The sequence below is a fragment of the Allobosea sp. GW821-FHT03A12 genome, assembly GCF_058986765.1.
On sequence record NZ_JBYSVZ010000001.1, the window covers coordinates 1,165,386 to 1,188,650 of the forward strand.

At 67.6% G+C, this 23,265-nt stretch carries 21 protein-coding genes; 20 read left to right on the forward strand and 1 reads right to left on the reverse strand.

Annotated elements, in window-relative coordinates:
* Nucleotides 1-12: 12 nt before the first annotated feature.
* Nucleotides 13-897, reverse strand: a complete 885-nt coding sequence (locus tag AC3WLC_RS05455) for a LysR family transcriptional regulator (protein WP_493682908.1) — start codon at nucleotides 895-897, stop codon at nucleotides 13-15.
* Between the two features lie 213 nt (nucleotides 898-1,110).
* Between AC3WLC_RS05455 and AC3WLC_RS05460 the strand changes: the two genes are divergently transcribed.
* From AC3WLC_RS05460 to AC3WLC_RS05555, 20 genes are all read left to right on the forward strand, one after another.
* Nucleotides 1,111-2,601 (forward strand): ABC transporter substrate-binding protein, encoded by a 1,491-nt coding sequence (locus AC3WLC_RS05460; RefSeq protein WP_493682909.1) that lies wholly within the window; start codon nucleotides 1,111-1,113, stop codon nucleotides 2,599-2,601.
* 28 nt (nucleotides 2,602-2,629) lie between these two features.
* Nucleotides 2,630-3,574, forward strand: coding sequence for an ABC transporter permease (locus AC3WLC_RS05465; RefSeq protein ID WP_493682910.1), 945 nt, complete (start codon nucleotides 2,630-2,632; stop codon nucleotides 3,572-3,574).
* Entirely contained in the window at nucleotides 3,571-4,455 is an 885-nt protein-coding gene (locus tag AC3WLC_RS05470; RefSeq protein ID WP_493682911.1) for an ABC transporter permease, read from the forward strand. Before AC3WLC_RS05465 ends, AC3WLC_RS05470 begins: the two co-directional genes overlap by 4 nt.
* Nucleotides 4,452-5,417 (forward strand): ABC transporter ATP-binding protein, encoded by a 966-nt coding sequence (locus tag AC3WLC_RS05475; protein ID WP_493682912.1) that lies wholly within the window; start codon nucleotides 4,452-4,454, stop codon nucleotides 5,415-5,417. Before AC3WLC_RS05470 ends, AC3WLC_RS05475 begins: the two co-directional genes overlap by 4 nt.
* The gene (locus AC3WLC_RS05480; protein WP_493682913.1) at nucleotides 5,414-6,286 is read left to right on the forward strand and encodes an ATP-binding cassette domain-containing protein; all 873 of its coding nucleotides are present in this window, start codon (nucleotides 5,414-5,416) and stop codon (nucleotides 6,284-6,286) included. The genes AC3WLC_RS05475 and AC3WLC_RS05480 overlap by 4 nt, the downstream gene beginning before the upstream one ends.
* The gene (locus AC3WLC_RS05485) at nucleotides 6,273-8,348 is read left to right on the forward strand and encodes a hydantoinase/oxoprolinase family protein (RefSeq protein WP_493682914.1); all 2,076 of its coding nucleotides are present in this window, start codon (nucleotides 6,273-6,275) and stop codon (nucleotides 8,346-8,348) included. Before AC3WLC_RS05480 ends, AC3WLC_RS05485 begins: the two co-directional genes overlap by 14 nt.
* Nucleotides 8,345-10,087 carry a hydantoinase B/oxoprolinase family protein gene (locus tag AC3WLC_RS05490; RefSeq protein ID WP_493682915.1) on the forward strand — a complete coding sequence of 581 codons (1,743 nt, stop codon included), beginning with the start codon at nucleotides 8,345-8,347 and terminating at the stop codon, nucleotides 10,085-10,087. The genes AC3WLC_RS05485 and AC3WLC_RS05490 overlap by 4 nt, the downstream gene beginning before the upstream one ends.
* Nucleotides 10,084-11,241: a DSD1 family PLP-dependent enzyme gene (locus AC3WLC_RS05495; protein ID WP_493682916.1), complete on the forward strand. Its 1,158-nt coding sequence runs from the start codon at nucleotides 10,084-10,086 to the stop codon at nucleotides 11,239-11,241. Before AC3WLC_RS05490 ends, AC3WLC_RS05495 begins: the two co-directional genes overlap by 4 nt.
* Nucleotides 11,242-11,505: 264 nt before the next feature.
* Nucleotides 11,506-11,748: a hypothetical protein gene (locus tag AC3WLC_RS05500; protein WP_493682917.1), complete on the forward strand. Its 243-nt coding sequence runs from the start codon at nucleotides 11,506-11,508 to the stop codon at nucleotides 11,746-11,748.
* Nucleotides 11,749-11,814: 66 nt separating this feature from the next.
* Nucleotides 11,815-13,566: an ABC transporter permease gene (locus AC3WLC_RS05505; RefSeq protein WP_493682918.1), complete on the forward strand. Its 1,752-nt coding sequence runs from the start codon at nucleotides 11,815-11,817 to the stop codon at nucleotides 13,564-13,566.
* Nucleotides 13,567-13,590: 24 nt separating this feature from the next.
* Entirely contained in the window at nucleotides 13,591-14,922 is a 1,332-nt protein-coding gene (locus AC3WLC_RS05510) for an ABC transporter ATP-binding protein (RefSeq protein WP_493682919.1), read from the forward strand.
* Nucleotides 14,923-14,998: 76 nt separating this feature from the next.
* Nucleotides 14,999-16,075, forward strand: a complete 1,077-nt coding sequence (locus tag AC3WLC_RS05515; RefSeq protein ID WP_493682920.1) for a sensor histidine kinase — start codon at nucleotides 14,999-15,001, stop codon at nucleotides 16,073-16,075.
* Complete coding sequence (locus AC3WLC_RS05520) at nucleotides 16,068-16,697, forward strand: response regulator transcription factor (protein ID WP_493682921.1); 630 nt, start codon at nucleotides 16,068-16,070, stop codon at nucleotides 16,695-16,697. Before AC3WLC_RS05515 ends, AC3WLC_RS05520 begins: the two co-directional genes overlap by 8 nt.
* Nucleotides 16,694-17,614 carry a LysR family transcriptional regulator gene (locus AC3WLC_RS05525; protein WP_493682922.1) on the forward strand — a complete coding sequence of 307 codons (921 nt, stop codon included), beginning with the start codon at nucleotides 16,694-16,696 and terminating at the stop codon, nucleotides 17,612-17,614. The genes AC3WLC_RS05520 and AC3WLC_RS05525 overlap by 4 nt, the downstream gene beginning before the upstream one ends.
* Nucleotides 17,615-17,700: 86 nt before the next feature.
* Entirely contained in the window at nucleotides 17,701-18,534 is an 834-nt protein-coding gene (locus AC3WLC_RS05530; RefSeq protein ID WP_493682923.1) for an NAD(P)-dependent oxidoreductase, read from the forward strand.
* Nucleotides 18,534-19,517, forward strand: a complete 984-nt coding sequence (locus AC3WLC_RS05535; RefSeq protein WP_493682924.1) for a Bug family tripartite tricarboxylate transporter substrate binding protein — start codon at nucleotides 18,534-18,536, stop codon at nucleotides 19,515-19,517. The genes AC3WLC_RS05530 and AC3WLC_RS05535 overlap by 1 nt, the downstream gene beginning before the upstream one ends.
* Nucleotides 19,518-19,520: 3 nt before the next feature.
* Complete coding sequence (locus tag AC3WLC_RS05540) at nucleotides 19,521-20,603, forward strand: 4-oxalomesaconate tautomerase (RefSeq protein ID WP_493682925.1); 1,083 nt, start codon at nucleotides 19,521-19,523, stop codon at nucleotides 20,601-20,603.
* Nucleotides 20,604-20,619: 16 nt separating this feature from the next.
* The gene (locus AC3WLC_RS05545; RefSeq protein ID WP_493682926.1) at nucleotides 20,620-21,342 is read left to right on the forward strand and encodes a PIG-L deacetylase family protein; all 723 of its coding nucleotides are present in this window, start codon (nucleotides 20,620-20,622) and stop codon (nucleotides 21,340-21,342) included.
* Nucleotides 21,339-22,028, forward strand: coding sequence for a 4-carboxy-4-hydroxy-2-oxoadipate aldolase/oxaloacetate decarboxylase (locus tag AC3WLC_RS05550; RefSeq protein WP_493682927.1), 690 nt, complete (start codon nucleotides 21,339-21,341; stop codon nucleotides 22,026-22,028). The genes AC3WLC_RS05545 and AC3WLC_RS05550 overlap by 4 nt, the downstream gene beginning before the upstream one ends.
* A gap of 51 nt (nucleotides 22,029-22,079) precedes the next feature.
* A complete protein-coding gene (locus AC3WLC_RS05555; protein WP_493682928.1) occupies nucleotides 22,080-23,252 on the forward strand; it encodes an ABC transporter substrate-binding protein in 1,173 nt (390 codons plus the stop codon).
* Nucleotides 23,253-23,265: the final 13 nt, after the last annotated feature.

Genomic DNA, 23,265 nt, shown 5'->3' on the forward strand with positions numbered 1-23,265 from the left:
CATGGCGCTGCGTCAACCCGTTGCGATTTCGCGCGCGAGGTTGGCGAGATAGCCGCACTCATCGGCGGATTCGTTGTTCCACCACATCGCGCAAAGATTGTGCGACGGGATCGGCGGATCGGCCTCCAGCACACGCAGCGCCAGCTTCTCGCCGGAGAGATGGATCATCTCGCGCGGGATCATCGCCGCGCCGGTGCCGGCGCTGGCGAGGCGCGCGATCACGGTCAGCGGATTGCAGGTGTTGAGGCGCCGCGGCTTCAGCCCATGCGCGCCGAACCACATCTGGATCGTGGTGAACAGGCCGGACGGCGAGCTGTTGGTGAAGATCGGCAGGTCGACCAGCTTCTCCGGCGTCGCGACATTGCCGGCAAAGGGCAGGCCTTCGCCCACCACCCAGACGAGATCGATCAGCCAGAGCGGGACGATGGTGACCCCGTCATGGGCGCGCGGCTGCGACAGGAAGGCGATGTCGATCGAGCGGTCGAGCAAGAGTTGTTCAAGTTTGGTGCTGAAGTCGACGGTGACGTCGACCTGCAATTCGGCATGGCGGCGCGCCAATTGGGCGAGCAGCTCCGGCAGGATGGCGGCGGCGAAGGAATCGGCGGCGCCGATGCGCAAAAGGCTCCTGCCGCGCAAGCCGTCCTTGCTGTGGCGCTGCACCTGCTCGGCATGGGCCAGCATGCGCTCGACATCGGCATAGATCGCATTGCCCAGCGTCGTTGGTACCGGGCGATAGAGCGAGCGGTCGAAGAGCTCGCCGCCGAGGATGCGCTCGAGCTCCTTGATGCGCAGGCTGATGGTCGGCTGCGACAGGTTGAGATGCAGCGCGGCGGCGCGGAAACCGCCGAGCCGGGCGACCCAATAGAACGCTTCAGCCTGACCGAAGGTATAGCGCATGATGCAAGACGATAGCCGTAGGCAATCAAGCGGCAAGCACTTCTTATTTTTATTCGTCGCTTCGGCGCTCTAGCTTTCCCCCGTTCGGCGCGGCGCCGGTCTCCGGCGTCGCCAAGGCATTGCCAATAAAACAGGGGGACTCCGATGCTGACCGTGCCGACAAATCGCCGTGCGTTTCTCGCAGCTGCAGCAGGCGGCGCTCTTGGCGGCCTCTTGCCCGCGAGCCTGCTTCAGGCCCAACCGAACAATGGCAAGACGCTGACCATCGTCCTGCCGAGCAATCCGATCACCATCGATCCGATAAACCAGCTCAATCACGACGCCATGGTGCTCGGCCAGACCGTGTTCGAGAACCTGGTCGAATACGATGTCGACGGCGTGCTGAAGCCGCAGCTCGCCAAGGCCCTGCCGGTGATCTCAGCCGACAAGAAGACCTACACTTTCGAGCTGCGCGACGACGTCACCTTCCACAACGGCAAGAAGATGACCGCGGAGGACGTGAAATACTCCTTCGACTATCTGCTCGACCCCGCCAACAAGGCGGCGCGCCGCTCGCTCTTCACCCGGATCACCAAGGTGACGGTGCTGGATCAGCTGAAGGTGCAGTTCGAGCTGTCGGAGCCCTATGGCCCCTGGCTGTATTTCCTGACCAAGTACATGGGCATCTACCCCGCGGGCTCGCGCAAGGAGCATGGTGACGACTATTTCAAGTCGAAACCTGCCGGGGTTGGTACCGGCTTCGGCGTCTTCGAGGAGTGGAAGCCGAACGACTATATCAGCTTCAAGAAGAACCCGACCTACTGGCGCAAGGGCCTGCCGCATTGGGATCGGCTCGTCGTCAAGATGATCCCGGAGGATGCAACCCGTGTCGCCTATCTCCTCACAGGCCAGGTCGACCTGATCAGCGCGCCGCCGCCGCGCGAGTTCAACCGGCTGAAGACGATGCCGGGCATCACCGGAGCCTCGCGCCCGACCTTGGGCGGCGCGCTGCTGATGTACACCAACAACCTGAAAGCGCCCTTCGACGATGTGAACTTCCGCAAGGCCGTCTCCGCCGCGATCGACCGCAAGACGATCGGCGAGAAGGTCTATTACGGGCTGCTCGATCCGTCGTCGGTGCCGGCGCCAGCGCGCGGCTGGTGGTTCAACGCCGAGGCCGACAAGGAACTCGGCTTCGACCTCGACAAGGCGAAAGCCCTGCTCGCCAAGTCGAAATACGCTGGTGGCGCCGAATTCGACCTCAGCATCCAGGCCGAGCCCTATCTGCTCGACACCAAGGATGCGGCGATCTTCGTGCAAGCGCAGCTCGCCAAGATCGGCATCAAGGTCAATCTCAAGGTCTACGAGTTCTCGGTGCTGATCCAGCAGGCGATCCGCGGCGAGCACCAGGCGGCGCTGCAGGTCTTCATGTCGCCGGGCGAGCCGAGCTACATCATGCAGGTCTGCCTGACGCCGGAGCAGGTGCTGTCGAAGAGCACGGGCTACAACAATCCCGAGTTCAACCAGACGCTGGCGGCGGCGTTCGCGGAGACGGAGGAAGCCAAGCTCAAGGAGCTCTACGGCAAGCTGCAGACGCTCGCTGCCCGCGACGCGCCGATCGGCGTGCTCGGCTATGTCCACGCCTCCAATCTCTGGCGGCAGGCGCTGCAGGATGTGAAGGTCAACCAGGGCCTGACCATCGCGCCCGGCGAGGTCAAGGTCTAACGCGACCACGGATTAGAGCGAGCCCGCCATGCTCAGCCTCGTCGCAGGCCGCATCGTCTCCTCGATCGGCACGCTGCTTTTCGTCGGCCTCGCGCTGTTCGCGCTGACGCGCTCCGGACCGGGCTCCCCGGCCCGGATCGTGCTCGGCGCCGATGCTACGGCCGAGCAGATCGCGCAGTTCGAGCAGGCGCATGGCCTCGACCGGCCCTTCCTCTCGCAATACGCCGCCTGGCTTGGCGACGTCATGCGGGGGGATTTCGGCAAGTCCTTCGTCACCGGCCGCGACGTCGCCAGCGAGATCGTCAATGCGCTGCCGGTGACGCTGGCGATCGTACTCTTCGCCTTCCTGATCGCGCTCGTCTTCGGCATCGGCATCGGCGTGCTCGCGGCGCTCAAGCCGGGCGGCGTCTTCGACCGGGTGAGCCGCTTCGCCTCGGTGCTCGGCCTGTCGATTCCGGCCTTCTGGCTCGGCATCGTGCTGATCCGCTTCCTTGCCGTCGATCTGCGCCTGCTGCCGCCGGGCGGCTACTTTCCGCTGTCGGCCGGTCTTTCGCTGCATTTGCAGAGCATCCTGATGCCTTCGCTCTCGCTGGCGGTCTACTACATCGCCGTGCTGGCGCGGATGACGCAGGCGAGCCTGCAGGAGACCTTGCGCGGCGATTATGTCCGCACCGCCCGGGCCATGGGGCTCTCCTCGCGCCAGGTCGTGTTTTACGCGCTGGTCAACGCGCTACCGCCGGTCGTCAACCTCGCCGCGCTCTCCTTCGGCTACATGTTCGGCTGGGCGCTGATCATCGAGCAGGTCTTCAACATCCCCGGCCTGTCGCGCGCTTTGCTGAACGCGATCTCGCAACGCGACTTCCTGCTGCTGCAGGGCATCGTCTTCCTGTTCACCGCGATCTTCGTCTTCGCCAATCTCGGCGCCGACCTGATCAATCGCGTGCTCGACCCGCGCCAGAGGGCGGCAGCATGAGCGATCTGCGCAAAGCTCTCCGCGGTCTCGACTGGAGCGGCTGGCTCGGGGCCGGCATCGTCGGGCTGATCGTGCTCGCCGCGATCTTCGCGCCGCTGATCGCGCCCTATGATCCGCTCGCGCTCAATATCGAGGACAGGCTCGTCGCGCCGGACATGAAGCACTGGCTCGGCACCGACCAGGGCGGGCGCGATGTCCTCAGTCGCATCCTGTTCGGCGCGCGCGCTTCGCTCTCGGTCGGGATCGGCGCGGTGCTGATAGGCGCAGCGATCGGCGTCTCGGCCGGGATCTTCGCCGCCTACAAAGGCGGGCTCGGCGAGCAGGTCGTGATGCGCATCGTCGACGGCGTCGCCTCGATCCCGCTGCTGGTCTGGGCCATCGCCATCGTCGGCATCCTCGGCGTCGGGCCGTTGCCGGTCGGGCCGCTGCTGCTGCCGAACGAGGTCAAGATCGTCGTCCTCGTCGGCTGCCTGTTCTCGCCGGTCTTCGCCCGTGTCACCTATGCGGTGGCCAAGCGTATCGCCGGGGCCGACTATGTCCGCGCCCGCTTCCTGCAGGGTGCCTCCCACTGGCAGATCGTCATTGGCGACGTGCTGCCGAACTGCCTGTCGCCGATCATCGTGCAGGGCACGCTGCTGGTCGCGATCGGCATCGTCATCGAGGCCTCGATCAGCTTCGTCGGGCTCGGTGTGCAGCCGCCGCAGCCGAGCTGGGGCACGATGCTTTCGGACGCCCGCAGCGCGATCTATTCCGGCGAATGGTGGCTGCCGGTCTTCCCCGGCCTTGCCATCTCGCTGACGGTGATCGGCTTCAACCTGCTCGGCGATGCGGTGCGCGAATTGTTCGATCCGCGCAGCGAAGCCAGGACGCTGGTCGCATGAGCCCGGCTTTGCTCAGCGTCGAGGGCCTGCGCGTTGGCTTCCGCTCGGCCGATGGCGGCATGGTCGAGGCGGTGCGCGGCGTCGACTTCTGCGTCGCGCCGGGCGAGGCCGTCGGCATCGTCGGCGAATCCGGCTCGGGCAAGAGCCTCAGCATGCTGGCGGTGATGCGCCTGCTCGGCGCGCCGGCGCGCGTCACCGGCGGGCGGGTGATCTTCGACGGCGAGGACCTGCTCGCGGCTGACGAAAGGCGCATGCAGGTGCTGCGCGGGCGCGACATCGCCATGGTCTTCCAGGATCCGCAGAGCTCGCTCAATCCGGCGCTGACTATCGGCCGGCAGATCACGGACGTAGTGCGGGCGCATCGCGACGTCTCGGCCACGGAAGCCAGGTGTATCGCGGCGGAGTCGCTCGAGCGCGTCGGCATTCGCGATGCCGGCCAGCGCCTTTCCTCCTATCCGCACGAATTCTCCGGCGGCATGCGCCAGCGCGCACTGATCGCGATGGCGATCGCCTGCCGGCCACGCCTCTTGATCGCGGACGAGCCGACCACGGCGCTCGACGTCACCGTGCAGGCTCAGATCGTCGACCTGATCGCGGAACTGCGCCGCGAGCTCGGCCTCGCCGTCGTCTTCATTTCGCACAATCTCCAGCTCGTCGCCGAGATCGTCGACCGCGTCGTCGTTATGTATGGCGGCAAAGTCGTCGAGGACGGGCCGGTCGAGGCGATCGAGCTTGCGCCGCGCCATCCCTATACCAGCCTTCTCAAGGCCTGCGTGCCAAGCCTTTCCGGCCCGGTTGGTCCGCTCACCGCGATCGAGGGCGCGCCGCCGCGGCTCGGCCGGCTGCCGGCGGGCTGTCCGTTCTCGCCGCGCTGCCCGGACGCCGCCGAACGCTGCGCCAGCCAGATGCCGTTGCTCATCGATGAGGCTGGACATCGCACCGCCTGCTGGAGGCCGCGATGACCGGCCCGATCCTGTCGCTGCGCGGCGTCTCGAAATCCTTCCCGCAGGGCGGCTTGCTCGACCGCTTGCTCGGGCGCGACAGCCGGCTCGTGGCGCTCGACGATGTCAGCCTCGACGTGATGCGTGGTGACGTCGTCGGCATCGTCGGCGAGAGCGGCTCAGGCAAGTCGACGCTGGCCGGTCTCGCCGTCGGACTGGCGCGGCCGACCTCGGGCGAGGTTCTGCTCGACGGCCAGTCGATGGCGGACTTGATGCGCGACCATGCCGGGCCGTGGCGCCGGCGCATACAGATGGTCTTCCAGGATTCGAGCAGCGCGCTGAATCCGCGCAAGAGCGTCGATCGCTGCATCAGTGAGACGCTGGCGCTGCGCGGCGTGCGGAAGACGCAGCGCGAGAGCGAGATCGCCGATTTGCTGACGCTGGTCGGCCTCGGCCCCGAGATCGGGCCGCGCCTGCCGCATGAGCTCTCCGGCGGCCAACGCCAGCGCATCGGCCTGGCGCGGGCGCTGGCGATGAAGCCGGAGGTTCTGATCGCCGACGAACCGGTCTCGGCGCTCGACGTCTCCCTGCAGGCGCAGGTGATCAATCTGCTCTCGCGCCTGACCCGCGAGCTCGGCCTGACGCTGCTCTTCATCAGTCACGACCTCGCGCTGGTGCGCACGCTGTGCAGCCGGATCGTCGTGATGCGCAGGGGCGCGATCGTCGAGCAGGGGCCCTGCCTCGACGTGCTCGAGCGGCCGCAGCACCCCTACACCCAAGCCCTCATCGCCGCGGTGCCGAAGGGCCTCGCCGGCCGGCGTACGCCGTTGCCCGTCCGTGCCGACGTGGTCGCTCCAGAAACCCGGGAAGACATCCATGGCGCAGCATAGCTACCGGATCGGCATCGACATCGGCGGCACCTTCACCGACGTCGTCGTCGCGCGCGACGACGGGCTGATCGAGACCCGCAAGGTACCCTCGACCCCGGACGACTACAGCCGCGGCATCGCGCAGGCGCTGAAGGCACTGGTCGAGGATTACCAGACCACGCCTGACCGGATCACCGGCGTCGTCCATGCGACGACGGTCGCGACGAACGCCATCCTCGAATACAAGGGCGCCCGCACCGGCCTCCTGACCACTGCCGGTTTCCGCGACGTGCTGGAGATGCGCCGCCTGCGCATCCCGGTGCTCTACGACCTGCAATACGACAAGCCGAAGCCGCTCGCGGCCAGGCATTTGCGGCTTGAGGTGCGCGAGCGGCTCGCTGCGGATGGCTCGGTGCGGATCCCGCTCTCGAAAGAGGATGTCGTCGCGGCTGCGCGGCGCTTTCGCGGGGAGGGCGTCGAGGCTGTCGCGATCAGCTTTTTGCACGCCTACGCCAATCCGCAGCACGAGATCGAGGCTGAAGACATCCTGCGCACCGAGCTCGGCGACGGCGTCTATATCTGCCGCGGCTCGGAGATCCTGCCGGAGATCCGCGAATACGAGCGCACCTCGACCGTGGTGGTGAACGCCTATATCGGCCCGGTCGTGCGCAACTACGCCAGCGCCCTGACGGCGCGGCTGGCCTCGATCGGCGTCACCTGCCAGGTCGAAATGATGCATTCCGGCGGAGGAATCATGCGGCTGGGCTCGGCGGTGAAGCGGGCGGCGTCGCTGGTCGAATCCGGTCCGGCCGCCGGCGTCATCGCCTGCGCGCGATTGGTATCGGGGAGCGACGAACCCAGCATCATCTCCTTCGACATGGGCGGCACCACCGCCAAGGCGGCGCTGATCGAGCATGGCGAGCCGGCCCGAACCACCGAATACGAGGTCGGCGCCGGCATCAATCTGTCGAGCAAGCTGGTCAAGGGCGGTGGCTACCCGATCAAGATGCCCTTCATCGACGTTTCCGAGATCGGCGCCGGCGGTGGCAGCATCGTCGCGATTGACCGGATGAACCAGGTCTCGGTCGGGCCGCAGAGCGCGGGGGCCTGGCCGGGCCCGGTCTGCTACGGGCTGGGCGGCCGGCAGGCGACGCTGACCGACGCCTTCCTGACGCTCGGCTACATCAACGACATCGCGCTAGCGGGTGGCAGTTTCCCTCTGCAAGCCGATGCCGGCCGCGCCGCGCTGAACGATCAGGTCGCGCGCCCGCTCGGCCTCGACCTCCAGCAGACGGCGCGCGGTGTGCTGACGCTCGCGGTGACGACGATGACGCGGGCGGTCAAGGCGGTCTCGACCTATCGCGGCCGCGATCCGCGCCAGGCGACCTTGGTCGCCTTCGGCGGCAACGGGCCGGTGGTCGCGGCCGAGGTCGCTGGCGCGCTCGGCATCCGCCGCGTCATCGTCCCGCGCGCCGCGGGCGTCTTCAGCGCCCTCGGTTTGCTGCGCTCCGATGTCGAGCAGGAGTTCGTGCGGCCTTCGCGACGGCGGGCCGGCGAGCTCGACGATGCCGGGCTGGAGCGGCTCTTCGCCGAGCTCGGCGCCGATGCCCGCCGCATCCTTGCGCTCGAAGGCTATGACCTTACGCAGGCCGAATTCCGCTACGCCGCCGACCTGCGCTATGTCGGCCAGGCCTACGAACTGACCGTTCCGGCGAGGCGCTTCGACATCGCTGAGCTCAACGAGCTGTTCCATCGCGAGCATGAGCGCACCTATGGTCATCGCTCGCAGAAGGATGCGGTCCACCTCGTCAATGCCCGCCTGACGGTGCGTCTGCCGCTGATCGCGCCGCGCCAGCAATTTGCGGCCGAAGCGCCGATGCGCCGGGCCGATCGGGCCGTCTCCTTCAACGCCAGCGGGTCCGCTGCCTCAATCGCCGTGATCGGCCGAGCCGATCTCGACGGCACGGCGCGGCGCGGGCCCTTCGTCATCGAGGAATACGACTGCACCTGCGTGGTTGGCCCCGGCCAGAGCGCGCGGCTCGACGAGGCCGGCAATATCGACATCGCCCTGGAGGCCGCATGAGCATGCGCGAGATCGACCCGATCACCCTTGAAGTGATCCGCAACGCGCTCGCCTCGACCGCCGACGAGATGGCGCTGATCGTGATGCGCTCGGCCTATTCGCCGGTCGTGCGCGACATCATGGACTACTCGACCGCGCTCTGCGACGCGAAGGGCAGGGTGATCGCGCAGGGGCTGACCTTGCCGATCCAGCTCTGCTCCTTCCCGCGCATCATGGGCTTCGTCCGCGAGCGCTATGGCGACACGCTGAAGCCGGGCGACGTGCTGATCGCCAATGACCCCTATGGCTCAGGCGGCCAACACCTGCCCGACATCTACATCCTGAAGCCGATCTTCGTTGCCGGCCGCCTCTCGGGCTTTGCCGCGACGGTGGCGCATCACACCGATCTCGGCGGTATCGTGCCCGGCAGCGTCGCGATCTACGCGACCGAGATCCAGCAGGAAGGCCTGCGCCTGCCGCTGCTCAAGCTCTACGAGGCCGGTGAGGCGGTCGAGGCGGTGTTCCGCATCATCGAGGCCAATACCCGCTCGCCGGTCGAGGTGCTCGGTGACATCCGTGCCCAGATCGCGGCGTGCAATGTCGCGGAAGAGGGGCTGAAGACGCTGATCGGCCGCTATGGGGCTAAGGTGCTCGACACCTATATCGACGCGCTGCACGACCATGCCGAGGCGATGATGCGCGACGTCATCCGCGCTCTGCCCAATGGTGTCTATCGCGCCACCGACTATATCGACGGCGTCGGCGAGAACCCGGAGCCGCTGCCGATCATCGCGACGGTCACCGTCGCCGACGACACCATCGACATCGATTTCGCCGGCACTGCCGACCAGGTCGCGGCATCGATCAACTGCCCGATCTCGCTGCCGGAATCGGCGTCCTTCTGCGCCATACGCTGCCTGTCGCAGCAGGACATCCCGAATTGCGAGGGGTATCTGCGGCCGATCACGGTTCGGGCGCCGGAAGGCTGCCTGGTCAATCCACGCTATCCGGCGGCCTGTGGAGCGCGCGGCGTCGTCGGCTATCGCGTCTTCGATGCGATCATGCAGGCGCTGGCGCAGATCGTGCCCGAACGGGCCATGGGCGGTTCCGAGGGCGGGCCCTATCTGCTCGCGGCTGGCGGCACGCATGAGGGGCGGCCCTTCGTGCTCAACGAAATGGTGGTAGGCACTTGGGGGGCGCGTGCCGGCAAGGACGGCATCGAGGGCATCTCCAATCCCGCTGCCAATCTATCCAACCAGCCGGTCGAGATGATCGAGGCCGACATGCCGGTCGAGGTGCTGCGCTACGGGCTGGTGCCCGATACGGGCGGGCCGGGGGAGTTCCGCGGCGGGCTTTCATTTATCCGCGAGTTCCGCTTCCTGGCGCCGATCCGCTTCGTGCTGCGCGGCGATCGCCGCGACCACCCGCCCTTCGGCTTCGAGGGCGGCAGCCCCGGCGCGCCCTCGGCCCATATCCTGATCCGCGCCGACGGCACGGAGCAGGGCCTGCCGACCATGCCGATGGAGAGCTTCTCCGCCCGCGCCGGCGACGTCTTCCGCCTGATCGGGGCCGGCGGCGGCGGCTATGGCGATGCGCTGCAGCGCGATCCGATCCGCATCGAGGATGATCTGCGCGAGGGCAAGGTCACGGTGGCGGGCGCCGCACGAGACTATGGTGTGGTCTTCGCCGCCGATGGCGTGAGTATCGATCGCGATGCGACGGACCGCCGACGCGCCGCGCTTGCGGAGACAAGGACATGAGCATGCCTCTGTTCGGCGCTGCTGCGCTCAACCGGAAACTCGTCGGCGAGCCGGGCAGCCGGGCGCGGTTGGAGACGCCGGCCGCCGTGCTCGACCTCGACCAGTTCGAGCACAATATCGCGCTGATGGCGCAGACATGCCGCAAGGCCGGGTTGAACCTCAGGCCGCATGCGAAATCGCATAAATGCGCCGAGATCACGCGCCGGCAGATGGCAGCCGGAGCGCTTGGCAATTGCTGCGCCAAGCCTGGCGAACTGCTGGCGCTGTTCGAGGGCGGCATCCGCGACCTCCTGCTCAGCGCGCCGATCGCCAGTCCCGCCAAGGTCGACGCTCTGGCGCGCGCGGCGGCAGCGGGCGGGCGCATCGGCGTCGTGGTCGACCGGGCCGATCTCGCGACCGCCTACGCCGAGGCGGCGCGGCGGCACGGCACGGTCTTCGACGTGCTGGTCGATCTCGACGTCGGGTTGAAGCGCAGCGGCGTCGCGACGCCGGCCGAGGCTGTCGAACTGGCGCGGCTGGTCTCGGGCTTGGTTGGGCTGCGCTATCGCGGCGTCCAGGCCTATCAAGGCCGCGTCCAGCATATCGACGATTTCGCCGCGCGCCGCGCCGCCAACCAGGAGATGGGGCGCCTGCTCGCCTCGATGATCGAGGCGCTGCGCGAGGCCGGCTTCGCGCCGGAGATCGTCTCGGGCGGCGGTACCGGCAGCCATCTCCTCGACGGCGAGGACCAGTTGCTGACCGAAATCCAGGCCGGTTCCTATGTCTTCATGGACGAGGCCTATGGCAGCGTCGATATGCATGGACGCGGCGGGCCGGAGTTCAAGCCGGCGCTGCGCATCGCCGTCACCGTGATCGGCCACAGCTCGCTCGGCTTCGCCATCACCGATGGCGGCAGCAAGAGTTTTGCGCTCGACGGTCCGCCGCCGCGCGTCTTCCTCGGCGGTGAACCGGTCGGGCGGATCGAATGGTGCGGCGACGAGTTCGGCCGCATCCTGCCGTCGGAAGGGCACGCCACCTTGCCGATCGGCACGGTCGTCGAATGCACGGTCCCGCATTGCGACCCGACGATCAACCTGCACGACATCCTGCATGTCGTGCGTGGCGTCGACCTCGTGGCGCAATGGCCGGTCGAGGCGCGCGGTCGTGCCGATTGATCCAGAGCCGCCGGATGTGGTGTCGGCGGGGCTATACCAAGGTATCGGTCGCGATCCCATCGTCCGATTGAACGCTACCGCCTTGAGGCGCAGAGAGCGGATGTCTTCGCGGCGCTGACCGCGAAGCGCTTTCGCAACTACCGGCTTTCCGTCGCAGGGACGTGGCCATGCCGACCGATCGCACGCAGCCATCGCTGCGGCGCGTGTCGTCATGCGCGCCCGCTCGCTCCTCGGACGGCCCCACCGGGATCGAGGAGGTGGGCCATGAACAACGTCGTCGCATTTCGTCACTACACACTCATGCCGGCACAATCGTCGACTTGGCCGAGCCTGCGCCGGAGCGGCGGCGCGCTCATGCCCACAGCCATACCGAGGCGGCGGACTTTGGTTGCGGAATGGCACATCAGCACGACGGATGGCCGCCTGGAATGCCGCTGGCGCGGCGAGGGCGGCGAACGCCGCGACGAGGATGGCAGTCGGGGCTCGTGGCGCAGGCGCGCCGCCTGACCAGACCGCCCAGTCCGCAAGTTCCGGCCGCCGCTGGCGGCCGCCTCCATTCCGCCGAGGTCCATCATGGCGTTCCTGACAAACCGCGAGACCGGGCGCAGCGCGCTCGCCGCCCTGACGCGCGGCCGCGTCCTTCCCAATCTCTATGACCTGGTGGCGTTCGCGCTGCTGGCCGCGCTCGCGGTCCTCGCGCTGCACGGCGCCACGGCCATGCGCGCGCCGCTCTCCGGCCTCGCCACCGAGCCGGTCGTGCTCGATCCGGCGCTGCTGCCGGACTACGCGCTGCGCACGACCATGCGGATGTTCGCGGCGATCATCGCCTCGCTCGTCTTCACCTTCACGATCGCGACGCTGGCGGCCAAGAGCCGGCGCGCCGAGATGGTGATCATCCCGGTGCTCGACATCCTGCAATCGGTGCCGGTGCTCGGCTTCCTGACCTTCACCGTCACCTTCTTCATGGGGCTGTTCCCGGGCAGCCAGCTCGGCGCCGAATGCGCCTCGATCTTCGCGATCTTCACCAGCCAGGCCTGGAACATGGCCTTCTCCTTCTACCAGTCGCTGCGCACGGTCCCGGGTGATCTCGACGAGGTCAGCCGCAGCTTCGGCTTGTCGTCATGGCAGCGCTTCTGGCGGCTGGAAGCGCCCTTCGCCATGCCGGGCCTGGTCTGGAACACGATGATGTCGATGTCGGGCGGCTGGTTCTTCGTCGTCGCCTCCGAGGCGATCACCGTCGGCGACACCACCGTGCAGCTGCCGGGCCTCGGCTCCTGGCTAGCGCTTGCCATCAAGGAGCAGAATTTCACCGCCGTGGCCTGGGCGGTGCTGGCGATGGCGATCGTCATCGGCCTCTACGATCAGCTGCTCTTCCGGCCGATCGTCGCATGGGCCGACAAGTTCCGCTTCGAGCAGACCGCCGGCCAGCAGAAGCCGCGCTCCTGGGTGCATGCGCTCGCCCGGCGCACCCGCTTGCTCAAGCGCCTGACGGCTCCGCTGGCATGGCTGGGCGGCCGGCTGCTGCTGGTGCGCTTCCGCAGTGCCCAGCCGGCCCGCCGTGAGGTCAGCGCGGCTTCCGGCAAGGTCCTCGACCGGGCCTGGCTCGCTCTGGTCCTCGCCATCGGCGCCTGGGCGACGTGGACCGCCATCGCCTATCTCGGGCAGAGCCTGTCCTGGACCGATGTCTGGGACCCGCTGGCGCGCGGCCTCGTCACCTTGCTGCGCGTCACCCTGCTGATCGTCGTCGCCAGCGTGATCTGGATCCCGGTCGGCGTCTGGATCGGCTTGCGCCCGGCCGTCGCCGAACGTGTCCAGCCGGTGGCGCAGTTCCTCGCGGCATTCCCGGCGAACGTGCTGTTCCCCTTCGCCGTCATCGCCATCGTCGCGACAGGCGCCAGCCCCGACATCTGGCTCTCGCCGCTGATGGTGCTCGGGACGCAATGGTACATCCTGTTCAACGTCATCGCCGGGGCGAGCGCGTTCCCGACCGATCTGCGCGAGGCGGCGAGCGTCTACCAGTTGCGCTCGTGGACGTGGTGGCGGCGCGTCATGCTGCCGGGGATCTTCCCCTATTACGTCACCGGCGCGCTGACCGCGTCCGGCGGCTCCTGGAACGCCAGCATCGTCGCCGAAGTCGCGAGCTGGGGTGACACCAAGCTCGAGGCCTATGGCCTCGGCGCTTACATCGCCAATGCGACCGAGGCCGGCGACTTCCCGCGCGTCGTGCTCGGCATCGCGGTCATGTCGCTCTTCGTCACCCTCTTCAACCGCCTGCTCTGGCGCCCGCTCTATGTGATGGCGGAACGCCGGATGCGCCTCGACTGACCCCTTTCGCAGGAGGATTCCGCCATGAACGAGATCGTCGCGACCCGCGATTTCAAGGCCGAGAAGGCCGCTCCGCTCGTCAGTGCCAAAGAGGTCTGCCAGAGCTATGACAAGGGCGCCGCGGGCTCGCTCGTCGTGCTCGACAAGGTCGATGTCGAGCTCAGGCCCGGCGAGATCGTCGGCCTGCTCGGCCGCTCCGGCTCGGGCAAGTCGACGCTGCTGCGGGCGATCGCCGGACTGATCCAGCCGAGCGGCGGCACCGTCACCTTCGAGGGACGGGTCGTGACCGGGCCGAGCTCGGGCGTCGCCGTGGTGTTCCAGAGCTTTGCGCTGTTCCCCTGGCTGAGCGTGCTGGAGAATGTCGAGCTCGGCCTGGAAGCGCAGGGCGTCGCACCGGCCGAGCGGCGCAAGCGAGCGCTCGCCGCCATTGATCTGATCGGCCTCGACGGCTTCGAGAGCGCCTATCCCAAGGAGCTTTCGGGCGGCATGCGCCAGCGCGTCGGATTGGCGCGTGCCCTCGTGGTGCATCCCAAAGTGCTGCTGATGGACGAGCCGTTCTCGGCGCTCGATGTCCTAACCGCCGAGACGCTGCGCACCGATCTGCTCGACCTCTGGTGCGAGGGCAGGATGCCGATCGAGGCGATCCTGATGGTGACGCATAATATCGAGGAGGCCGTGCTGATGTGCGACCGCATCCTGATCTTCGGCTCCAATCCCGGCCGCGTCATCGCCGAGCTGAAGGTCGAGCTGCCGCAGCCGCGCAACCGCCTCGATCCCGCCTTTCGCACGCTGGTCGAGGACATTTATGCGCGGATGACCGCGAAGGCCGGCACGCCGACGCGCGACGGCTTCTTCCCCGGCACCGGCATCGCCATGGCGCTGCCGCGGGTCTCGACCAATCTGATGGCGGGGCTGATCGAGACGATCGCGGGGGGGCCCTACAGAGGCGAGGCCGACCTGCCGCCGCTGGCTGCCGAACTGCATCTGGAGATCGACGACCTCTTCCCGGTGGCGGAGACGCTGCAACTGCTGCGCTTCGCCGATCTCGAAGGCGGCGACATCAGGCTGACCGCCGCTGGGTTGCGTTTCGCCGACGCCGATGTCGACGGACGCAAGCGCCTCTTCGCCCAGCAGCTCGCGGCCTATGTGCCGCTGGCTGCGCATATCCGGCGAGTACTGGACGAGCGCTCCAGCCACAAGGCGCCCGCTCCCCGCTTTCGAGACGAGCTCGAGGACCACATGTCGGAGGACTATGCCGCGACGACGCTGAAGGCGGTGACGAACTGGGCCCGCTATGGCGAGTATTTCGCCTATGACGAGGATGCCGACCTGTTCACGCTGGACAATCCGAGCTGATACACGGGCTGGACAGAGCGGCCGCCGGTCTGTCTTGTCGGGGCCGGCGACCGGATGAGCCGACGAAGGGCGGGGCATGATGCGCGATCGCGAGCGCATGCGCATCGAAAGACCATGGCTCTGGCTCGGCCTGATCGCGTCGATGGCCGCGATCTTCATAGGCGACACCTTCACCAGCCTGGAGATCGCGGTCGCCGTCCTCTATGTCGCGGTGATCCTGATCTCGGTCAGGTTCGACCGGCCGGCCGTGGTCATCTCGTTCGGCGCTGCCAGCGCCGTGCTGACGGTGCTGAGCTATCTGCTTACGCCGCGCGGAATCCAGGAAGCCGGGCTGGCGAACGGAGCGCTCAGCCTGATCGCCATCGGCGCAACGACCTATCTCGCCTTGCGGATCGAGGCGGCCGAGACGCGGGTCCGCCAGACCCAGGCCGAGCTGGCGCATATGTCCCGTGTCACCACCATGGGCGAATTGACCGCCTCGATCGCGCATGAGGTTAGCCAGCCGCTCGCCGGGATCGTCGCCAGCGGCCATGCTGCGCTGCGCTGGCTCGCGGCGACGCCGCCCGATCCCGGCGAAGCCTCGCGGGCGCTGCAGCGCGTCGTGGCGGATGCCGACCGCGCCGGCGAGGTAATCGGGCGCGTGCGCAACCTCGTCGCCAAGGCTCCGCCCTCGCGCGACAGGCTCGATATGGTCGCGCTGATCGAGGAGGTTCTGGCCCTGACCCGTGGCGAGCTGCGTAAGCATCGCGTGGCGCTCGATACCGATTTTGCCAGCGAGCTGCCCGCGGTGTTCGGCGACAAGGTCCAGCTCCAGCAGGTCGTGCTCAACCTGGTGATCAATGCGGCCGAGGCGATGGGCGGGCTGGAGACAGGGCCGCGCGACCTGCTGGTCGGCGCCGCCAGCGATGGCAATGCGATTACGGTGAGCGTCCGCGACACCGGTGTCAGCCTGTCGCCGGCCGCGGTCGAGCAGGTGTTCGAGGCCTTCCACTCGACAAAGCCGGGCGGGATGGGCATGGGGCTGGCGATCAGCCGCTCGATCGTCGAGGCGCATGGCGGGACGATCTATGCCGCCGTCAATCATCCGCGCGGCATGGTCTTCGGCTTCACCTTGCCGGTGACCGGCGCCATATCGGACCGTCAGCATGGATAGGCAGCAAGCGACCGTCTTCGTCGTCGACGACGATGTCTCCGTCCGCGAGGGGCTCGACAGCCTGTTCCGTTCGGTCGGCTATGCCGTTTCGTGCTTCGCGTCGGTGCGGGAGTTCGCGCTGGTCCGGCGTCCCGACACGCCCTCCTGCCTCGTCCTCGACGTCAGGATGCCAGGCCCGAGCGGCATGGATTTTCAGGCCGAGCTCGCCACGCTGAACGATCCGATTCCGATCGTTTTCCTCACCGGCCATGGCGACGTGCCGATGGCGGTGCGAGCGATCAAGGCCGGTGCGGTCGAGTTCCTGCTGAAGCCGTTTCGCGAGCAGGATCTGCTCGACGCGGTGCGGGTGGCGATCGGGAAGGATGAGGCGAGGCGCCGGGACGAGGCGGCGCTCGCCGAGCTGAAAGAGCGTTTCGCGACGCTGACGGTGCGGGAGAGGGAGGTGCTCGCCTTCGTCGCGCAAGGGCGCCTCAACAAGCAGATCGCCGCCGATCTTGGCCTGAGCGAGGTGACCGTGAAGGTGCATCGCGGGCAGGCGATGCGGAAGATGGGCGCTGCGACTTTGGCCGAGCTGGTCCGATTCGCCGATCTCATCGCGGGAAAGGGAGCGGGGCTTCGATGAGGGTGGACGTTCTCGGATTGCAGGCCTTCGTCAGCATCGCCGAGCGCGGCAGCTTCCGGGCGGCTGCCTCGCATCTCAACCTGTCGCAGACGGCGCTCAGCCACCGCATCCGTAAGCTGGAGGAATCGCTGGGAACGCCGCTCTTCCTGCGTACGACACGCCAGGTCTCGCTGACTGCGGCCGGCACGACATTGCTGCCGCGGGCGCGACGCATCTTCGAGGACTTGGGCTTCGCCATCAACGAGGTTCGCGTCGAGCTGCGCGAGGGTGACGAACAGGTTTCGCTCGGCTGCCTGCCGACGGTCGCGGCGCATTGCATGCCGGCGGTGATCGCCGCCTTCGCCGCACGCCATCCCGGCGTCGGCGTCCGCATCCACGACAACTCGGCTTCCGAGATCGCCGACAAGGTCCAATCGGGCGAGGCCGAGTTCGGCGTCACCATCGTCGCCGCCAATCGCTGGGACCTCGAACTGAAACCGGTCGTCAAGGAGCCCTTCGTGCTGGTCAGCCATCGCTCGATGCCGCTGGCGCAAGCGAGCTCGCTGACCTGGGCGCAATTGCAGGATGAGCCGCTGGTGCGGATCAGCGCCGAGACCGGCAACCGCATCCTGATCGACGATGCGCTCGGCGCGCGGCGCGAGAGCCTGACCTGGCGCTACGAGGTCCAACGCGTCGTCACTGCGGTCAGCCTGGTGCGTTCGCGTATCGGCTACGCGGTGGTGCCGCAGCTTTCGCTTGATGTCGTCGATGCCGGGGAGCTGGTGGCGGTGCCGCTGCGCTCGCCGGCCGTGACGCGGACGCTCGGCATCATCACGCGCAAATCGGTACCGATGCGCCCCGTGACGCGCGACCTGATGGCGTTGCTGAGCCAGGCGCTGAAGCGCAGCATCGCGCCACGGCGAGATGAAGAAAAGTAATCAATCGCTGCATTCTTATCATTTGATGGCAGAATGATTTGAGCCGAACCTCATGGCGGGATGAAACGCGTGAGGAGAGGCCGGCCATGGCAGGCGCCAACACGGCAGCGATCGCCTTCATCGGTTTCGGTGAGGTCGGCCAGACCTTTTCGCGCGGGCTGCTGGCCAATGAAGGCATTGCCATCCGCGCTTATGATCTGCTCTTCGGCAGCGAGGCCGGCTGCCGTCTGGAAGCCGCTGCGGAGGAACTCGGCGTCGCCCGTGTTTCCTCGGCGCAGGAAGCCTGCGCGGGCGCGGCTTTCGTCTTCTCGGCCGTTACCGCCGACCGCGCCGAGGCGGTGGCGAGCGAGGCGGCAGTCTGGCTGAAACCGGGGCAGATTTTCGTCGACGTCAACTCGGCTGCGCCTTCGACCAAGCAGCGGGCTGCTGAGGCCGTCATTGCCAGCGGTGCCGACTATCTCGAAGCCGCGGTGATGGCGCCAGTGCTGAAGCCCGGTCTCAAGGTCGCGATCCTCTCAGGAGGCTCGAAGGCGCAGGCCGCATCCGAGGCGCTGAACGGCCTCGGCATGAACCTGACGCCGGTCTCCGAGGTCTATGGCCGGGCCTCGGCGATGAAGCTCTGCCGCTCGATCGTGATCAAGGGGCTGGAGGCGCTGATGGTCGACTGCGCTGCCGCCTGCGAGGCCTGGGACGTCAAGGACCCGGTCTTCGCCAGCCTTCATGCGACCTTCCCGTCGATCGATTTCCATGCGCTCGCCGCAGACATGCGCGAGCGCGTCGCGACCCATGGCATGCGCCGCTCGGCCGAGATGCGCGAGGCGGCCGAGATGCTCACCGTCGCCAATCTCCATCCCGGCCTGGCCCAGGCGATCGCTGATGCCCAGTTGCGTGGGGCTCGTCGCAAGGAGGGCGCACGGTGATGCTGGATCGTCGCTCCATCCTCGCCGGGCTCGGGCTTGTGGGCTTTGCAGGATTGGCGCCGGCGCGCGCCCAGCCGGAGTGGCCGAGCCAGCTGATCCGGATCGTGGTGCCGTTCACGCCTGGCGGCAGCACCGACGTCCTGGCGCGATTGATCGCCAACAAGCTCGAGCGCAGCATTCCCGGCAAGGGTTTCGTGATCGAGAACCGGCCCGGAGCCGGCGGCGTGACCGCCTCAGGGCAGGTCGCCAAGTCCGAGCCCGACGGGCACACGCTGATGATGGGCCATATCGGCACGCTGGCCTTCGCGCCATCGCTCTACCCGAACGTGCCGTATGATCCGATCAAGGATTTCCAGCCGGTGGCGCTCGTCGCCATGCTGCCGAATATCCTGGCGATCAATCCGACGCTGCCGGCGAAAACCCTTGGCGAGTTCATCGCCTTCGCCAAAGCGAACCCGGGCAAGCTGAACTACTCGTCCGGCGGGCAGGGCAGCGCCGCTCATATCGCCACCGCCTATTTCTGCCATCGCGCCGGCATCGAGGCGACGCATGTGCCCTATCGCGGCACGGCGCCGTCGGTGAACGATCTCGTCGCCGGCAACATCCAGTTCACGCTGACGGGCGGGCCGGCCGTGCTGCCCTTGGCCGAAGGCGGCCAGCTCAGGGTGCTCGGCGTCGCCGCACGCGAGCGCGTCGGCTTCGCGCCCGATCTGCCGACGCTGTCCGAGAGTGGCCTGCCGGATTTCGAGGCGGTGCAATGGTACGGGATGGTCGCGCCGGCGCGGACGCCGCCACGGATCGTCGAGCGGCTCAATCGCGAGATCAACGCGCTGCTCGGCCAGCCGGATTTCGCTGCGGCGTTGGCCAAGGACGGCGCCATCGCCCGACCGGAGACGCCGGAGGGCTTCGGCAAATTGATCGGCTCGGAACTGGTGCTCTGGCGCGAGGTCATTAGCCGTGCCGGCATCAAGGCGGCGGAGTGAGCGATGGGCCAGCTCGCCAGCCCCTGCATGCTGATCCGCGGCGGCACCTCAAAGGGCGCCTATTTCCTGCGTGACGACTTGCCGGCTGACACGGCCGTGCGCGACGCCTTCTTGCTCGCGGTGATGGGCTCGCCCGACAAGCGCCAGGTCGACGGGCTCGGCGGCGCCCATCCCCTGACCAGCAAGGTCGCGATCGTCTCGCCGTCAGAGGAGCTCGGCTGCGATATCGACTTCCTGTTCGCGCAGGTCGGCGTTGAGACGGCATCGGTCGATACCACCCCGAATTGCGGTAACATCCTCGCCGGGATCGGCCCGTTTGCGCTGGCGCGCGGGCTGGTGAAGGCGAGCGGCGCGCGCACCACGGTGCGGGTCCGGACGATCAACACCGGCACGATCGCCGACCTCACCATGGATACGCCGGACGGGCAGGCGAGTGCCGAAGGAGCCGCGCGCATCGATGGCGTGCCGGGGACTTCGGCGCCGATCGATATCGGCTTCCTCGACGCCGAGGGCTCGGTCTGCGGATCACTGCTGCCGACCGGCAATGTCGTCGACGTGATCGAGGGGGTGCCCTGCACGCTGATCGACAACGGCATGCCGGTGATCGTGCTGCGCGCCGCCGATGTCGGGCGCACCGGCTACGAGCCGCGCGATGAGCTCAACGAGGATGCCGAGCTCAAGGCCCGCATCGAAGCGATACGCCTTGCGGCCGGGCCGCTGATGAATCTCGGCGACGTCGCCAGGAAGGTCGTGCCGAAGATCGCGCTGGTCGCACCACCGCAGGCCGGCGGGGCGATCTGCACGCGCAGCTTCATCCCGCATGAGTGCCACGCCTCGATCGGCGTCTTCGCGGCAGTGACGGTGGCGACCGCCGCCGTGCTGCCGGGGTCGCCCGCCGCCTCCGTGGTGGTGATGCCGCAGGGGCGGGAGCGGACGCTTTCGGTTGAGCACCCGACCGGCGAGTTCACGGTGACGCTGACGGTTGGCGGCACTGCGGAGCAGCCGATGATCGAGCGGGCCGGGCTGCTGCGAACCGCCCGCATCCTGATGGCAGGGCAGGCCTTCGTGCCGGCCGGCAGATTATGAGAGAGGAGCGCATGCGATGAGCGCCCAGAAGACAGGTCTGGTGATCACCGCCCACCCCGGCGATTTCGTCTGGCGTGCCGGCGGCGCGATCGCGCTGCATGCCAGGCGCGGCCTGCGCGTCAAGATCCTCTGCCTGTCCTATGGCGAGCGCGGCGAGAGCCAGTTCGCCTGGAAGAAGGCGGGCGTGCAGATGGCGGAGGTCAAGGCGCAGCGTCGCGAGGAGGCCGAAGCGGCTGCAACGGCGCTCGGAGCCGAGATCGAGTTCATGGATGCCGGCGACTATCCGCTGCGGACGACCGAGCCGATGCTGGAGCGCGCCATCGACATCTTCCATGAGCTCAACCCGAGCTTCGTGCTGACCCATGCGCTCGAAGACCCCTATAATGTCGACCATCCAGAGGCGACGCGCTTCGCCCAGGAGGCCCGCATCATCGCGCAGGCGGCCGGCCACAAGCCCGATCCCAGCCGCGCCTATGCCGCCCCGCCGGTCTTCCTGTTCGAGCCGCACCAGCCCGAGCAATGCAATTTCAAGCCGAACGTGATCCTCAACATCGACGAGGTCTGGGAGCAGAAGCGCAAGGCGTTCGAGATCCTCGCGGCGCAGAAGCATCTCTGGGAATATTACACCCGTGTCGCGCTCAACCGCGGCATGCAGGGCGGCCGCAACTCCGGCAAGGCTATGACCTATGGCGAGGCCTATCAGCGCCTCTTCCCGGAAGCTTTGGAGACGCTGGCATGAACCCCGTCGTCATCCGCACCAGGAAGCGCGCCCCGGCCGCCGCGATGGCCGATCTCGCCGCGCTCGGCGTCTCCACCACGCATGAAGCGATGGGTCGGAGCGGCCTGCTCAAGCCTTATATGCGGCCGATCTATGCCGGCGCGCAGATCGCCGGCGGGGCGGTGACGGTGCTGGCCCAGCCCGGCGACAACTGGATGATCCATGTCGCGATCGAGCAGGTGCAGCCGGGCGACGTGCTCGTCGTCGCCTGCACCGCCGACAACACCGACGGCATGTTCGGCGATCTGCTCGCGACCTCGCTGAAAGCGCGCGGCGGCATCGGCCTCGTCATCGATGCCGGCGTACGCGACGTGCGCACGCTGACCGAGATGGGCTTCCCGGTCTGGTCGCGGGCGATCTCGGCCAAGGGGACGGTCAAGGCGACGCTCGGTTCGGTCAATGTACCGGTGGTCTGCGCCGGAGCGCTCATTCATCCCGGCGACGTGATCGTCGCCGACGATGACGGGGTGGTGGTGGTGCCGCGGCGCGAGGCCGAGGCGGTCGCTACCGCCGGCCGCAAGCGCGAAGCCAGTGAAGACGAAAAGCGTAGACGTCTGGCTGCTGGCGAACTCGGGCTGGACATGTACGCTATGCGCGACGGCCTCGCCAAAGCGGGCCTCGTCTATCGCGATGACGAAGACGAATAATCCAACGAAAGCCCCGGAAAGGGGCTCGGCCAAACACTCGGGAGGAACGACATGACTATTCGCAGGACGGTTCTCAAAGGAATGCTCGGCCTGGCGCTGGCCGCCTCGGTAAGCGGTGCGGCTCTGGCGCAGGATGCGGTCAAGATCGGCCTGATCCTGCCGATGACCGGCCCCTTCGCCTCGACCGGCCGGCAGATCGCGGCGGCTGCCAATCTCTACATCCAGGAGAAGGGCGCGACCGTCGCCGGCAAGAAGGTCGAGCTGATCGTCAAGGACGACACCGGCACCGCCGACGTCACCCGCCGCATCGCGCAGGAATTGATCGTCAACGACAAGGTCACCGCGATCGCGGGCTTCGGCCTGACGCCCCTGGCGCTCGCGACCGCCCCGCTGGCGACGCAGGCGAAGACGCCGATGGTGGTGATGGCGGCGGCGACCGGGATCATCACCGAGCGCTCACCCTTCATCGTGCGCACCAGCCAGGTCGTGCCGCAGATCGGCTCGCCGTTCGGCACCTGGATCGCCAAGCAGGGCACCAAGCGCGTCATCACCATCGTTTCCGATTACGGCCCGGGCCATGACGTCGAGAGCTCGTTCTCGGAGGCGTTCAAGGCGGGCGGCGGCCAGGTCGAGAACATCCGCGTGCCCCTGCAGAACCCGGACTTCTCGCCCTTCCTGCAGCGCGTCGCCGACAGCAAGCCGGAGGCGCTGCTGGTCTTCGTGCCGTCCGGCGTCGGCGCCCAGTTCATGAAGCAGTTCGTCGAGCGAGGCCTCGACAAGAGCGGCATCAAGCTGATCGGCACCGGCGACCTGACCGACGACGACATCCTCAACGGCATGGGCGACATCGCGCTCGGCGTCATCACCGCCCAGCATTATTCGGCCTCGCATGACAGCCCGGAGAACAAGGCCTTCGTCGAGGGCTTCAAGAAGGCCAATCCCGGCATGCGCCCGAACTTCATGGCGGTCGGCGGCTATGACGGCATGCACGCGCTCTATGAGGGCCTGAAGAAGACCAAGGGCGAGGGCGGCGAGGCGCTGGTGACCGCGATGAAGGGCATGAGTTGGACGAGCCCGCGCGGGCCGATCTCGATCGATCCCGAGACGCGCGACATCATCCAGAACGTCTATATCCGCAAGGTCGAGCGCGTGAACGGCGAACTCTACAATCAGGAGTTCGAGACGATCCCGAACGTCAAGGACCCGTCCAAGGCGAAGAAATAAGCCGGGCAGGGCG